The following is a 14,987-nucleotide window of genomic DNA, read 5'->3' as shown; positions in this document are numbered from 1 at the left end:
TCCAATCAAAAAGCATCTACCGTCGGATTATCGACAGTAGATGCTTTTTTGGTACGGTCGCTCAAAATACGGGACGATTAAAATTAGCCAAACGTATTGGTCGGAATCGAGTCCAGATCCGCCTGTTCTTTTAATCGTTTTTCTTCCATTTTTTGCGGATCTGCTTTTTTCATGAACCGTTCCCACGAGGCGTTCAGTTCAGATCCGAGTAAAATGATGAGTCCTGTAAAATACAACCACAACAGTACAATGACGACACTTCCGAGTGAACCGTACGTTTGGTTATAGTTCGAAAAATTCGAGACATAAAATCCGAATCCAACCGATAACAGTTGCCACACGATGACACCAAAGACAGCTCCCGGAATGGCTTCCTTAAATGTAATGGGACGTTTCGGCGCAACACGGTAGAAAATCGACAAAATCAGAATCAACAGTACAGTGGAAATGGCATACCGCAATACCGTCAGCAGAATTTTTTGTCCCATATCAATCGGAATGACAAAGTTGGCTAAGTAGCTGATAATCGGACCGCCCAGAACGTTCAAGACGATCAACAGCAACATGCCGATACCGAGAACAATCGTTAAAATCAAGGCGATTCCACGGGCTGCGACGAATCCGCGCGGCGAGAAATCTCCGTACGCATGGTTCGCGGTCGTAATCAGACGATCGACACCTTTTGACGCCGACCAGATGGCAAGAATCGCACCGACGGACAGGAGACCGCCCTGTGGTTCTTTAATGGCCTGGAAAATGACATCAGTAAACGTATTCACCGACCCACCCGGCGCTAAATCACGAATTTGGGATTCAAGCGTCTGTTGATCAATGTCAAAGAATGATAATACTGAAATAACAAAAATGATACCTGGAAAAATGGATAAAAACCAATAATATGCAAGTGTTCCTGCATAATCCGTAATGTTGTGATCGGACATCCGTTGCTTTAGATTCAAGGCTAATCCTTTAGGATCACGTGTATGCGCCATCGTCATCTCTCCTTCATAAAAAAGAGGCAGTCTAGGACCACCTCATTGTCTTACTATACTTTTTCCCTGTTTATTTCAACTAAAACCTCAATTATCCTTGAGCTCGATATTATAGAAACGATCCGTCATCTTAGTCAATTCCTGCACAAGCGATGTCGGACGAATCGGTAAATCGGTTAACGCTTCGCGTTTGATCCACAACGGTGTATACCCGGACGACTCATCTTCGAATTCTTCTCCGGTTCCCGTCCCGAATACACCACCCGTTATTTTTGCCCAGTAATACGGATTTTCCAAGCCGTTAAAGTGAACGTTCGCAGCAACACCTTCAAGTTCTACGTCCACACCAAGCTCTTCATGGGCTTCCCGAATCGCCGTTTCTTCCAGTGTCGCTCCGGCTTCCCGTCCACCGCCGGGGAATACATAATACGTCTCACCCGGTTTATCCCGACGAATCAAGGCAACTTCGTCTGCTTCATTAATTAAAATAATCGCACTTCTTTGAATCGGCATTGATTCTCCTCCTCACAAGCTGAGGACTCAACGAAGGGTCTCAAGCATTTCCGGAATCAGTCCGTTTTCCGTCGATGCAATGACTTGTGCGGCAACTTTCATTCCAAGCTGTAGTGCCTCTTCTGCCCGCTTCGATTCCGTCAATTCGGAAAGAACAGCGGAAAAGAATGAATCTCCTGCACCTGTTGAGTCGACTACTTTCACTTTTTTTGTCCCGACATGACCGGAAGTCGCCGTCCGGCGATCGACATAAACAGCACCTAACTCACTCATCGTGACGACTGTGAAAGGGGCTCCTTTTTTCGCCAGTTCGTTCGCTACATGGATTGCGTCTTCTACCGTCACAATCGATAAATCCGATAAAATTTCGGCTTCTTCACGGCTACAGATGAAGCCCGTAAATCCTTGCAACAAGTGGCGATTACGCTCAATCACACTCAAATGTCCACAGACACCGTAAAGCGGCAACTCCATTTTGCGGCAGATGTGAATCAATCGTTCAAGCACTGTAACCGATAAATCCAAATCGATTGCGACTGCGTCCACTCCGTCCAGCGCATAGACAGATTGGCGAAGAATGGCTTCTTCAAGGAGTTTTGCGTCTGGTTGTTTAGAAATCGACGTCTGTAAATCCCCTTCATTGTCCATGACTGCAAGCCACATTCCCATTCCATGGTCTTCGAGCATCTCTACATGATCAACGTTGGCCCCGTAAGATTTTAACTCTTCAAGTACCCCGACACCAATCTGATCGTTCGTAACCGTCGAGATAAAACGAACATCATTTCCGAGAACAGCGAGATTTTGTGCTACGTTCCGTCCTGTACCACCGTTCGAGAAGGTGATATCCCCGACGTTTTTGGCATCCTTATGCAAAGGCGCAAACGAAGTTCCTTTTATGTCGACGAATACTTTTCCGATTACCGCAATTTTATTCATTCCTGTTCCACCTCTAAAAAAATTTCATGAACCCGAAGGATTTTATACGCGTTCTAGGCACATTGCTTCCATTATAGTAAAATTTCAAAACCGTTACAACCAATCAAACCATTGACTATACCAACAAAAAAATCCCGACGAAGACAGTTTTATCCGTCCATCATTCGGGATTCCGTTCATAAAAACAGTTTTCCGGTCACAAGTTGGCAATCGTCAAACTGATCGCAAGCAATAATCCGAAAATCGTATTGACCTTTCCGGTCTGAGCCATACCCGGCATCAATTCCTGCGGTGGCAGATCACGCCAGAATAATTTTACGGCTTTGATCATCAGCGGAATGCTCAAAAGAGCAAGCAATGCCCACCAGGTGACGTTAAAGGCCAGTACGGCAATCAAAAGTGAGATGATTGCAGCGGCAAAAAAGGCAATCAGGACGTAAACGGCTTTTTGATGCCCGACTAAACAGGCGATTGTCTTTCGGCCGTTGACTTTATCATTGTCGAGATCCCGTATGTTATTTGCGAGCAAAATCGAGCCGATTAAAATCGATACCGGAATCGAAATGGCGATCGCTTCCGTCGGAACATACCCGATCTGCAAATAAGCTGAAATCGCGATGATGACATAGCCCATGAAGAAACCGGCGACGATTTCCCCGAATGGTGTGTAGGCGATCGGTAACGGTCCGCCCGTATAGATGTAACCAACGAACATCGATACGATGCCGATTAGTAGTAACCACCATGTTGTTTCAAGGCACAAATAGATACCAAGCAAGGCCGAAATACCATACAACGAGAAGGCAAACGCCAAAATCGTTCCCGGTTTAAAACCGTCACGGACAATCGATCCGCCGATGCCCACCGAGTCTTCCGTATCAAGCCCGCGCTTGTAGTCGTAATATTCATTAAATAAGTTCGTCGCAATCTGAATCAGCATCGATGCGATCAACATGGCAAAAAACAGATCCATCCGTAACGATTCGATCCGCGGTGCCACGATAGCCGTTCCTACGACGACAGGTACAAAACTTGCCGTCAGCGTATGTGGTCGTGTCATTCGCCAGTATACAGCGATTGATTTATTCATATAATAAACCCCTTTCCTGTCTAAGTGTATCGGGTTTCGTTTTTTACTGTCAATGCTCAATCCAAGATAGCTTATTCCTTCTTTTTTTCACATAAAAAGTTTACACTGAGAATAAGTGAAACGTATCACAGTATCTTTAGACTAGGGGGCAATGAGCGGTATGGCCTACGCTCAACATGAGCTTAAACAATGTATTGAACGTGCTGTTGGTCATGCGAATGCATATCAACGGTCTATCATCGCCGCGTATTCTTGGAATGTCGAGGCGCAGGATGTTAGCGCGCTGTCATTCGGGACGGAAGAACGCTTTTATTTTACGACACCTGATCGATCGATGCGCGCCATCGGTTTTGGTATTACGCAACAATTAAAAACAGCAGGACAGGACCGGTTTTTACGGATGCAGTCCATGTGGTCAAATTTGAATCGGGATCATGTCGGCACCGATTTATTTGCCTTTTGCGGCTTCTCTTTTTCGGAACTGAAACACACTGAATTTCGTTGGTCTTCTTTTGGGGAAGCTTCAATGACCATTCCGAAGTATCTTTATCTGGAACAAGATGGTCGTACGACGGTAACGGTTTTTGCGTTCGTTGAACCGCAATCTAACGCAGAAAAAATCCTCAATCAGTTGGCTGTCGAATATGCAGAACTGCATACTCCAAAATCCGACCGGTTCGTGACCCGGATTCGACTGACGCGTGACGGAAATGATGCTTTCGAAGCTTCTTTCCATCAAGCGACACAACTCTTAAAAACATCACTCAAAAAAATCGTCTTGGCCCGTGAAGTCGTCTACGAGCTTGATCAACCGATCGACTTGGCCGGACTTGTTCAGGAACTCGAATCATCGCAGCCAGGCAGCTATATCTTCTTCTTTCAACCGACGGCAGACGAAGCTTTCCTTGGTGCGACACCGGAACGATTGATTTTAAAATCCGGTCTTGAACTTAAGACAGCTGCCGTCGCCGGATCTGCTCCTCGACATGCCATCGAGACGACAGATAACGCACTCGGACAGTCGCTGTTACAGGACGACAAAAACCGTCATGAACATGCGATTGTCGTTGATTCAATCGAACAGACACTCCAAGGACTCTCGACGACGATCGACAAACCGGATGAACCGATGTTGCTGAAGAATCGTCACATCCAGCATCTGTACACTCCGATCAACGCTACGCTGTCACCTGAAGTCAGTCTCTTTCAGCTGATTGAAAAACTTCACCCTACACCTGCTCTCGGTGGAGAACCAAAAGAGGAAGCCGTCGCCGCCATCCGCGAAATTGAAACGTTCGAGCGTGGCTGGTACGGTTCTCCCGTCGGTTGGATGGACGGACAGGAAAACGGTGAGTTCATCGTCGCCATCCGTTCCGGTCTGTTTACCGATCGCTCGGCTGTTCTTTATGCCGGTTGTGGACTCGTCGAAGGATCCGTTCTTCACAGTGAACTCGAAGAAACCGAAACGAAACTATCACCGATGCTGCAGGCTCTGTCGCATCTCTGTACGATAGAAAAGGATGATATTTATGTTGAGTAAATGGATGCACGCATTAATCGATAATTTAGTGAAAAGCGGTGTCCGGGATTTCGTCATCAGTCCCGGATCCCGTTCGACACCACTTGCCATCGCTGCCTTTCTTCACCCTTTTAGCCGTACCCACGTCCTCATCGACGAACGGTCGGCTAGTTTTTTTGCCCTTGGTTTGACACGGACGGAGGATGTCTTGCGTCCGGTCGCCCTGATTTGTACGAGTGGAACAGCAGCTACGAATTATTATTCGGCCGTGACGGAAGCCAATATTTTCGAGCTGCCTTTGATCGTATTGACGGCGGATCGCCCCCACGAGTTGCGTGGTGTCGGCGCACCCCAAGCAATCGATCAAGTCGCTCTCTACGGAAAACAGGTCCGGCATGCCTTTGATTTGCCGTTACCGGAAGAGACTGCTCTTCCTTACGTCCAGCACGCGGCGGAACGAGCCGTTCTTCTCGCGCTTTCAGAGCCCGCCGGTCCGGTTCATATCAATATTCCGCTTCGGGAACCATTAATTCCCGAACTGGATCTCTTACAAACGGGTCAGCCTGTCGGACAACTGAATCAACCACAGGCGGAAAATCCTACCGAAAAACTCATTGAAATTTTATCAATCTCGCGTCTTTTGATTGTCATCGGACCTCAAATTTCTCTTGCCGATACACAAATCATTCTGGACTATGCAAACCGTGCACGAATTCCTGTTTTGGCCGATCCGTTGAGTCAAGGCCGCCGTTCTTCCAACGATACGGTTTTCGGCTATTACGATACGTGGTTAAAGGCAACAGCGATTCACGATAAAATCCGCCCGGAACACATTTTACGATTCGGTGCGATGCCGACCTCAAAACCGTATCTGCTTTGGTCAAAAGGAATTCCGACGACAGTTCTCGGCCATCCCGGAAACTGGCGCGATCCCCAGTTGCAGGCTCATTTTTTAAGCGGTCATCCGAGCCAACTGAAAACCGCTCCTGTGACCGTGCATGAAACCTCTTATCTCGAGACCCTGCAACGGGCAGAGAACACCGTACAGACTGTTTTTTCTTCTCTGGATGCCAATCAGCTGACGGAATATAATGTCGTCCGGGCATTAAATGATTTAACAGACGGCAGTCTGTTTGTTTCGAACAGTATGCCGATTCGGGACTTGGATACCTTTTTACCGATGGGGACACCGCTTCGTATTCTTGCCAACCGGGGTGCCAATGGCATTGACGGCATTCTTTCAAGTGCTCTCGGCGCGACCTATGAAGCCGAAAACCGTTATCTGCTTGTCGGTGACCTGGCGTTCTTGCATGATATCAACGGATTGCTGATGGCGCAAACCGTTCCGATTACGATTCTGTTAGTGAATAACACGGGTGGCGGGATTTTCAGTTTTCTGCCGCAACAAAATCTCGATCCGGCGTTGTTCGAACCTTTATTCGGAACAGCACAAGACGTTGATTTCAGTCATCTTGCTGCCGGTTACGGTGTCGAGTATGAACGGATTTCCTCGATTACGCATCTTCATTCGACCCTGCAACAACAAGCGACTGCGACACGGGTCTTGGAAATCGTCACCGATCGTCCGGAGAATGTCCGCCTGCACCGTTTGATTTGGGAGCAGACAAACGAGGCACTGCAGGAGACGTTCCGATGAAACTACGGCATCAGGAATACCATGTCGAGATCAGCGGAAGCGGTCCGCCGCTGTTGCTGTTGCACGGTTTCACCGGGAGCAGTGCAACATGGGATCTGTTCGGAAGCCGGTTGCAGTCAGACTTTACCGTTTACCGGATTGATTTGCTAGGCCACGGCCGTACCGCATCCGCTTCTTATCAACGTATGCGCTTGACGGAACAAGTAAAAGATTTAAAAAGTTTGCTTGCGACCCGTGAGGAAGACTGGTCCGTTCTCGGTTATTCGATGGGCGGACGAATCGCACTCCTGCTTGCTGCGACATCGAAACAGGTAAAGCAGACGATTGCTGTCAGCACGACTCCGGGTCTCCGCTCGGCACATGAACGACGATTACGCCGTCAAGCCGACCGTCGTCTTGCTGATCGTTTACTAACAGATGGTTTAGCCGATTTCATCGATTATTGGGAGTCGCTCCCGCTGTTTGCAAGCCAACGTCATCTGCCGGTTGAAGTACAAGAATCGATTCGTCGTGGACGCCTTGCCCAATCACCGGAAGGGCTGGCCGCTTCTTTGATCGCTCAAGGAACTGGCAATATGACTCCGGTCTGGCATTTACTTGACACCTCCTCGATTGATTGGATTGTCGGAAACGACGATGATAAATTTAAAAAAATTGCCATCGAAGCCGCTCCATCGGAAAAAATTCATTTAATTGAAGGTGCATCACATGCCCCACATATCGACCAACCGGAAAAGTTTGTTACAATAGTAGAGAAACTACTCTTAATTAATCAAATGGGGGAATTGAAATGAGATACGTTCCAGAATGGGCAGCTGCCCGTAGCTACGAAGACATCAAGTATGAAAAATGGAATGGAATTGCAAAAATCACAATCAACCGTCCAGAAGTACGGAATGCTTTCCGTCCGAAGACGGTTCACGAATTGATCGATGCTTTTTCACGTGCACGTGACGATCAAAACGTCGGTGTCATCGTCTTGACCGGTGAAGGCGATCTTGCTTTCTGTTCAGGCGGCGACCAAAAAGTTCGCGGACATGGTGGTTATGTCGGTGAGGATGAAATCCCGCGCTTAAATGTCCTTGATTTACAACGTCTGATCCGTGTTATTCCGAAACCGGTCATCGCTATGGTAGCAGGCTATGCAATCGGTGGCGGACATGTTCTTCACCTCGTCTGTGATTTGACGATCGCAGCAGACAATGCCAAATTTGGACAAACTGGTCCTAAAGTTGGTTCGTTTGATGCTGGTTATGGTTCTGGTTACCTCGCTCGCGTCGTTGGTCATAAGAAAGCACGTGAGATCTGGTACCTTTGCCGTCAATACGATGCCCAACAAGCACTTGATATGGGTCTCGTCAATACGGTCGTTCCACTGGCTGATTTGGAGCAAGAAACAATCCAATGGTGTTCTGAAATCCTTCAGCATTCACCAACAGCACTTCGTTTCTTAAAAGCTGCGTTTAATGCCGATTCAGACGGCCTTGCAGGTATTCAACAACTTGCAGGTGACGCCACGTTACTGTATTACACGACAGAGGAAGCAAAAGAAGGCCGTGACGCGTTTAAAGAAAAACGTGATCCTGACTTCGGACAGTTCCCACGATTCCCATAATACAAAAAAGGTTCAATGTCGAAAGACGTTTGAACCTTTTTCTTATCATCATTCAGAAAGGAAGTGACAATCCGTGTATCCTTGGATTTACACGCGTGCCAAAGAACAGCCGGACGATCTTGCCCTCATCACGGACAACGAGCGTCTGACCTGGTCTGCCCTTTATACAAAAGCGCATGAACTTGCCAGTTCCTGGGCTCCCCTGCTGTCACGCGGTGACCGCATCGCTTTATATGGTCCTTCAAGCAGCAGCTATATCATTGCTGTCCATGCGGCTCAATTGCTTGAATTGACGATTGTTCCGATCAATATTCGTCTGAGCCAAGCGGAAGTCCATCTGCAACTCCAACAAGCCGATGTCCGGTTCGTCATCTCAGATCGTCCGATCGATGCACCGGTTAAACGGCTGCCGTTTCATGTCGTCAAGCCGGCACCTGATGTTCTCGTCCGGCATATGCCAAAACATTATATTCAGTCGATGTTATTTACAAGCGGTACGACCGGGCGGCCAAAAGCGGTCGAACAGACAATGCTCAATCATTTTTCAAGTGCCATGAATGCGGCCCGCCATACCGGTTCCTATCCGGATGACCGGTTCCTGGTCGTCACGCCGTTATTTCATATGAGCGGTCTTGCCGTCGTTTACCGTTCCGTCATCTATGGTGTTCCACTTATCCTTGAGCCTCATTTTTCACCGAACAAGACCATTACATGGATCCAGACAGAACACATCACACATATTTCTCTCGTTTCCGTCATGTTGGATCGGTTGCTCGAAGCCGGATTACGACGGTTTGATTTACGCGTTGTTTTGACGGGCGGAGGGCCTGTCCCGTTACCGATTCTGACACGGGCGTTAGACCGCGGCATTCCCGTCATGCAAACATACGGTATGACCGAAACCGCTTCACAAGTGGCGACACTCCTGCCGGAAGAAGCGATCCGGAAAATCGGTTCTGCCGGTAAAGCCATCGCTCCGACGGAAATCCGGATCAATCGGTATCAGGAAATTGAAGTCAAGGGACCGACTGTCATGAACGGATATTTCGCTAATCCGGAAGCGACAGCCGCCGCTTTTACTGCTGACGGTTATTTGAAGACCGGTGATCTCGGACGGATCGATGCCGACGGTTACCTGTATGTATTAGATCGAAGAAGCGACTTGATCATTTCCGGTGGTGAAAATATTTATCCGGCAGAAGTCGAAGCCGCCTTATTATCAATCTCCGGCATCACGGAAGCCGGTGTCGTTGGACGGTTTGATCCGGTCTGGGGGCAGGTACCGGTTGCCTTCATCGTCAGTACACTGTCAGAAACTGATGTCCGGCAAGAAATGGAACGCTTACTGGCCAAATATAAATGTCCCGTCAGCTACTTTTACCGTGATACATTACCGCGCAATGCAAACGGTAAACTGATTCGGCGCCAGCTCAAGGAGTCGCTATGACGACCATTACCCTGCGCAGTGCGGAGCTGTTTGATGTCTATTTGACGTTTCGCCAGCCGATGCAGACCGCCATCTCTACCTTGTCGAAACGACGGACGACCATTTTACGGCTGACCGACCAGGAAGGACGCATCGGCTACGGGGAAGGCGTCGCTTTCGAGACACCTTGGTACACGGCGGAAACACAGGATTCTCTTCGTGCCTTGTCCCCGCTCCTGTACCGTTTGCTTGCTGTAGCACCTTTATCCTCACCCGCTGCCGTTGCTGCACGCTTTCAGCCGATTAAAGGAAATCAGATGGCAAAAGCCATGTTCGACGGGGCTGTTCATGAATTATTTGCCCAAGCGGAGCAGACCTCTCTTGCCGCTTACCTCGGTGGTGACGAAAACCGGTCGATTCCGTGCGGAAAAGCACTCGGTCGCTCCTCAGCCGAGCAAACGGTGGAAGCAGTAGGTCAAGCATTAAACGATGGATTCGAACGGATTAAGTTGAAACTCGCTCCGACGGATACTGCGGTTTTGGAACAGGTTCGCAAATCTTTTCCGGATGCTCCGTTAATGTTTGATGCCAACGGAAGTTTTCAGGTAGCTGATTTACCGCTCCTTCAAGAGTGGGATACATTTTCGATGCTGATGATGGAACAGCCGTTTCCCGCTGACGACTGGTTAAGTCATCAGCATGCCGCCTCCTTACTGAAGACACCGCTTTGTCTCGATGAATCCATCCAGACGACACAGGATGCTTTACTGATGCGAACATTGCAGGCGGGTCAAATCATCAATATTAAGCCGGCTCGTCTCGGCGGTCTGACAGCAGCGCTCGATGTGCGAAGCATTTCGCCATCGTACTGGTTAGGCGGCATGTTCGAGAGCGGGATTGGACGGCGCCAAACGTTGGCATTCGCCACCTTACCGGGACTTGCTTATCCGATTGATATGTCTGGAACCGATCAGTATTTCATTGAAGATTTACTCGAACAGGACTATATCGTCGAAAACGGGTCTATCCGATATGCTGAACATCCGGTTTCCCGGGAACGGCTCGAACGATTGGCCGTTTCAACAAAAAAACTTTAAAAATAGGAGTATCAAATCCCGTTTTAATCAAGGGACTTGATACTCCTGTTTATTTTCAGCGGTTCATAAATTTAGACTCAATCAACTTTCGTTAAAATCTCATATCCGTCTTTTAAGACGATGACGCTATGTTCAAATTGCGAAACGAGACTTTTATTTGGTGTATATAAGGTCCAGCCGTCTTTCTCGTCTTCCATACAGAACTCGTCGCCGGTCGAGATAAATGTTTCGACGGCAATGACTTGTCCTTCTTTCAACAAATCATTTTCCTCGCGGCTGAAGTAGTTCGAAATCGATTCCGGCTCGCCGTGTAATGTCTTTCCGAGACCATGTCCCGCCAAGTTCCGAATGACGGTAAAGCCGCTTTTCCGTGTCTCGGCATAAATCGCTTTCCCAATCTGATTGACCTTCGTTCCGGCTTTTACTTTCTCCAATCCTTTTTCAAGGGCGGACAACGAAACTTCGACCAACCGGACATCTTCCGGACGACGGGCTTGTCCTGCGATAACCGTTTTGCCGGTATCGGAGTAATAACCATTCTTTACGGCTGAGACGTCAACATTAACAATGTCTCCCTCTTTGATGACGTACGCTCCCGGAATACCATGTGCGGCCACTTCATTTACACTGATACAAGTTGCTCCCGGAAAGTCATACATGACGATCGGTGCCGATTCCGCCCCGTGTTCTTTCAGGATCCGTGCCCCGATCTCGTCTAATTCCTTCGTCGTAATCCCCGGTTTGACGGCATCTGCCATCTCATCGCGTGCAATGGCGACAATCCGTCCGATTTCACGTAATGCATCGTAATCATAATCCAACATTATTCATTTCCTCCTCATTCACTCAATCGTTCTTGATATAAATAGTCTGCTGAAATATCAGCAAATAAGAACATCCCATTATTCAGCGGCATACTGAAAGTCCGTGTCTGCTCCCCGGAACTGAAGTCGACGTACCGGTCCGATAAATAGCCGGTATGCCGTCGTTCCATCGCTACTGTCGTACGGATGAAATACGGCCGGAAACTCCAATTGTATCCTTGATAAAACGAATAACGTTTCCATTCGCCGCTTTTTTTACTGATATTTGATGACTGCTGGAACCCATTGGCATCCGTAATATAGAATCGAATGAACTCCGGCTCCATCTTTTTCGCTAACATTAACAACCAACTGTCGAGGTCTTCCTCCGGCCTGACGGACTGGCAATATTCGTTGAATCGAACGGTCCAGTCCTGTTCGAGTTGAAACAGCCGGTTCATCTGTTCCCGGTCATATTTATAAAACATCGGAACCTCATGCAGCAAAATGTCCATTCCCGGGCACGTCGTCACCCAATCCGGTGTCGTTTCGCCGAGTAGGTTCCCCATGTAATATCGTCCGCCGTGCTGCCAGGCATAGCGCAACTGACCGAGGTGGCTGATGTTTTTGTACAACAGCGGAGCACCCAGCTGATCGCAGAGATGTTCCATCGTCTGCAATAAATGCGGATAACTGGCCGAGACCGTTTTTTTCTCAATCATCGATGCCAAATCGACAATCAGCATGTCCGGTGACATCGAAAATACCCGTTCGAGACTCGTTGCTTCCGCCCGGTCGAGCGCTACCTTCAAACCGGAATTTTGATAATAGGCGACAATCCGGCCGAGGCGGTCAAAATCATCGACCTGAACATCCGTCAATGTCACGTATAACCGGTCTTCCGGGAAATCAATCTGCGCATCACGCAGAATACTTAAAAAATCTTCGCCGCCGTTCTCAAATAACCAGGCCGGGCGACAGCGGACCAGAACAAACGAATGGGCATCCGTCGGTACTTTTTGAAAGGCATGTCGAATGACATGACTCATCACTTCGAGTTGGTATTCGATTGGTACATCATCTTCTTGAAAAAACGGTTTTAACGGTTCTCCCCGGAAATGGGATTGAATTTCATACCCTTCTACTTTAAAAGGCGCCGCTCCGACAATCGGCTGAAACCAAGCTTCAATTTGTTCGGGATGAACAATGACATCTAAGGCATCCATTCTTCTGCCCCCCTTTTCTCTTGTTCCATCTTATCAAAAAAAGAACCCCTCTGTAATCAGAGAGGTCCTGTCTTTAAAATAAGGTCGTATCTTTTCTGACTGCGATGTACAAATAGACACCAAATGTCGCCGTTAAATAGATGATACTCAGCACGCCATATTGAATACCGGTTGCCCCACCTTTTCCAATCGCCAAGACAAGAAAGATAATCCCGCCAAACAGAAGGGTTGCTAAAGGAATATAACGGAAGTGCCCTTTCGTCGTCCGCTCACTGATCTGTTTTGTCGCGACGACTAGCACAATGAGACAAATAAATGCCAAAGCGTAGATAATATACACAAAATTCCGCCCTCTCTATATCGTTCATTGCTCATTTTAGCACGAGATTTCATAAAAAAGAACCGACTTGTCTGTGACAAATCGGTTCAAACTTCTTACTTTTCAAAACGTGGTTTACGTCCACCACGGTTGCGATCACTTTCACTGCGGTTACGGCCAGCGTATCCACCTTCACGGCGATCTGATGACGCTGATGAAGAACTACGGTTTCCTTCAGAAGGACGACCGCCTTCACGGCGCTCCCCACCACGTGGGTTGCTGCCACGGTATCCGCCACCACGGTTAGAAGAAGAACCAGAACCTGATCCACCTTTGTTGCCGTAAGGACGACGGTTACCACCGCCACCGTTGCTGCCAAAACGTTTAACACGGATTGGTTCGATTGACGAAATTTGAACTGGCGTTGCATCCGGCTCTTTCGTTAATCCTTTAAGCGCTGCTGCGATTAATTCAACCGCTTCATACTCTTCAAGAAGTTCTTGAGCGAGTGTTGTATACTCTTGTGAGTTTTTCGCTTCTACACGTTTGATCAACTCTTGTGCAGCAAGTTTCAAGTTGCCTTCCAAGATTTCGTCAAGCGTCGGTGCATGACGACGTGACATTTTTTTGTTTGTTACACGTTCGATTGTTTTGATTTGACCAAACTCACGTGGTGTAACGAATGTGATTGCTGATCCTGTTTTACCAGCACGACCTGTACGACCGATACGGTGAACATAGCTCTCCGGATCTTGCGGGACGTCGAAGTTGTAGACGTGTGTAACGCCTGAAATATCAAGTCCACGTGCCGCTACGTCAGTTGCAACAAGGATATCGATTGTTCCTTTTTTGAAGCGACGGATGACTTGGTCACGTTTTGCTTGTGTTAAGTCACCATGTAAGCCGTCAGCTGTATAACCACGTTGGATCAGACCTTCTGTCATCTCATCAACACGTTTTTTCGTACGACCGAAGATGATCGAGAGTTCCGGAGAATCCGTATCAATCAAGCGGCAAAGAACGTCGAATTTTTGGCTTTCTTTTAATTCGATGAATGATTGGTCGATGTTTTCGACAGTCATTTCTTTTGCTTTTACTTTGATGTGAGTCGGAGTCGTCATGAAACGATCTGCGATTTTACGAATCTGCGGCGGCATTGTCGCAGAGAATAAAAGTGTTTGGCGAGTTGGCGGAAGTGTACCCAAGATTTTTTCGATATCTTCCACGAAGCCCATGTTCAACATTTCATCTGCCTCATCCAAGATAACTGTTTGGACGTGGTCAAGGTTTAATGTTTTACGGTTCATGTGGTCCATTAGACGACCAGGTGTAGCGACGACGATTTGCGGGTTCTTACGAAGCGCACGAATCTGACGGTCGATTTGCTGACCACCGTATACTGGCAATGCATGAACACGTTTTACTTCACCAATGCGGTTAAGTTCTTCTGCTACTTGAATCGCAAGCTCACGAGTCGGTGCAAGGATCAACGCTTGGATATAACGTGATTTTGCGTCAAGACGCTCAATCGTTGGAATACCGAATGCAGCTGTTTTCCCTGTTCCTGTTTGTGCTTGACCGATTAAGTCAACGCCGCTAAGACCGACTGGAATTGTTTCTGCTTGGATTGGAGTTGCTTCTTCAAAGCCCATTTTTAGGACACCTTTGATAAGTGCCTCACTAAGATTTAATTCACGAAATGTTGTCAATGCTAAATACTCTCCTTTGTCATATGAAAAGCGTCTGCCACTAAACAGACGCTACCGTAACGAATACAATCGACTACCTATT

At 47.8% G+C, this 14,987-nt stretch carries 14 protein-coding genes; 6 read left to right on the top strand and 8 right to left on the bottom strand.

All coding sequences use genetic code 11. The features are described 5' to 3' along the window. Positions 1-83: 83 nt before the first annotated feature. The 4 genes from N7U64_RS12005 to N7U64_RS11990 all read right to left on the bottom strand — a co-directional run bounded on the left by N7U64_RS12005 (position 84) and on the right by N7U64_RS11990 (position 3,534). Positions 84-992 carry a YihY/virulence factor BrkB family protein gene (locus N7U64_RS12005; RefSeq protein WP_012369537.1) on the bottom strand — a complete coding sequence of 303 codons (909 nt, stop codon included), beginning with the start codon at positions 990-992 and terminating at the stop codon, positions 84-86. Between the two features lie 87 nt (positions 993-1,079). Then, complete coding sequence (locus N7U64_RS12000; RefSeq protein ID WP_012369536.1) at positions 1,080-1,505, bottom strand: NUDIX hydrolase; 426 nt, start codon at positions 1,503-1,505, stop codon at positions 1,080-1,082. 27 nt (positions 1,506-1,532) lie between these two features. Beyond that, on the bottom strand, positions 1,533-2,444 hold the full coding sequence (locus tag N7U64_RS11995) for a PfkB family carbohydrate kinase (RefSeq protein WP_012369535.1): 912 nt from the start codon (positions 2,442-2,444) through the stop codon (positions 1,533-1,535). A gap of 196 nt (positions 2,445-2,640) precedes the next feature. Then, a complete protein-coding gene (locus tag N7U64_RS11990; protein ID WP_012369534.1) occupies positions 2,641-3,534 on the bottom strand; it encodes a 1,4-dihydroxy-2-naphthoate polyprenyltransferase in 894 nt (297 codons plus the stop codon). Positions 3,535-3,694: 160 nt separating this feature from the next. Between N7U64_RS11990 and N7U64_RS11985 the strand changes: the two genes are divergently transcribed. From N7U64_RS11985 to menC, 6 genes are all read left to right on the top strand, one after another. Then, the gene (locus N7U64_RS11985) at positions 3,695-5,074 is read left to right on the top strand and encodes an isochorismate synthase (RefSeq protein WP_318929902.1); all 1,380 of its coding nucleotides are present in this window, start codon (positions 3,695-3,697) and stop codon (positions 5,072-5,074) included. Then, positions 5,064-6,710, top strand: a complete 1,647-nt coding sequence (menD, locus tag N7U64_RS11980; RefSeq protein ID WP_214766393.1) for a 2-succinyl-5-enolpyruvyl-6-hydroxy-3-cyclohexene-1-carboxylic-acid synthase — start codon at positions 5,064-5,066, stop codon at positions 6,708-6,710. The genes N7U64_RS11985 and menD overlap by 11 nt, the downstream gene beginning before the upstream one ends. Further along, positions 6,707-7,504 (top strand): 2-succinyl-6-hydroxy-2,4-cyclohexadiene-1-carboxylate synthase, encoded by a 798-nt coding sequence (gene menH / locus N7U64_RS11975; RefSeq protein ID WP_318929901.1) that lies wholly within the window; start codon positions 6,707-6,709, stop codon positions 7,502-7,504. The genes menD and menH overlap by 4 nt, the downstream gene beginning before the upstream one ends. Then, positions 7,501-8,325, top strand: a complete 825-nt coding sequence (menB, locus tag N7U64_RS11970; RefSeq protein WP_012369530.1) for a 1,4-dihydroxy-2-naphthoyl-CoA synthase — start codon at positions 7,501-7,503, stop codon at positions 8,323-8,325. The genes menH and menB overlap by 4 nt, the downstream gene beginning before the upstream one ends. 73 nt (positions 8,326-8,398) lie before the next feature. After that, positions 8,399-9,772, top strand: a complete 1,374-nt coding sequence (gene menE, locus N7U64_RS11965) for an o-succinylbenzoate--CoA ligase (protein WP_318929900.1) — start codon at positions 8,399-8,401, stop codon at positions 9,770-9,772. After that, positions 9,769-10,848, top strand: coding sequence for an o-succinylbenzoate synthase (menC, locus tag N7U64_RS11960; protein ID WP_318929899.1), 1,080 nt, complete (start codon positions 9,769-9,771; stop codon positions 10,846-10,848). The genes menE and menC overlap by 4 nt, the downstream gene beginning before the upstream one ends. Positions 10,849-10,925: 77 nt before the next feature. Here menC and map read toward each other — a convergent pair whose 3' ends face one another. From map to N7U64_RS11940, 4 genes are all read right to left on the bottom strand, one after another. Then, complete coding sequence (map, locus tag N7U64_RS11955; protein WP_290829809.1) at positions 10,926-11,672, bottom strand: type I methionyl aminopeptidase; 747 nt, start codon at positions 11,670-11,672, stop codon at positions 10,926-10,928. Positions 11,673-11,686: 14 nt separating this feature from the next. Continuing rightward, positions 11,687-12,877: an EAL-associated domain-containing protein gene (locus N7U64_RS11950; RefSeq protein WP_012369525.1), complete on the bottom strand. Its 1,191-nt coding sequence runs from the start codon at positions 12,875-12,877 to the stop codon at positions 11,687-11,689. A 73-nt stretch (positions 12,878-12,950) separates the two neighbouring features. Further along, the gene (locus N7U64_RS11945) at positions 12,951-13,217 is read right to left on the bottom strand and encodes a hypothetical protein (RefSeq protein ID WP_012369524.1); all 267 of its coding nucleotides are present in this window, start codon (positions 13,215-13,217) and stop codon (positions 12,951-12,953) included. A gap of 95 nt (positions 13,218-13,312) precedes the next feature. After that, on the bottom strand, positions 13,313-14,905 hold the full coding sequence (locus tag N7U64_RS11940; RefSeq protein ID WP_012369523.1) for a DEAD/DEAH box helicase: 1,593 nt from the start codon (positions 14,903-14,905) through the stop codon (positions 13,313-13,315). Positions 14,906-14,987 lie beyond the last annotated feature (82 nt).

The organism is Exiguobacterium sp. K1 (assembly GCF_033721435.1).
Classification (GTDB): Bacteria; Bacillota; Bacilli; order Exiguobacteriales; family Exiguobacteriaceae; genus Exiguobacterium_A; species Exiguobacterium_A artemiae.
The sequence above is the reverse complement of the archived record's forward strand: the minus strand, read 5'-3'. Positions and strand labels throughout refer to the sequence as shown.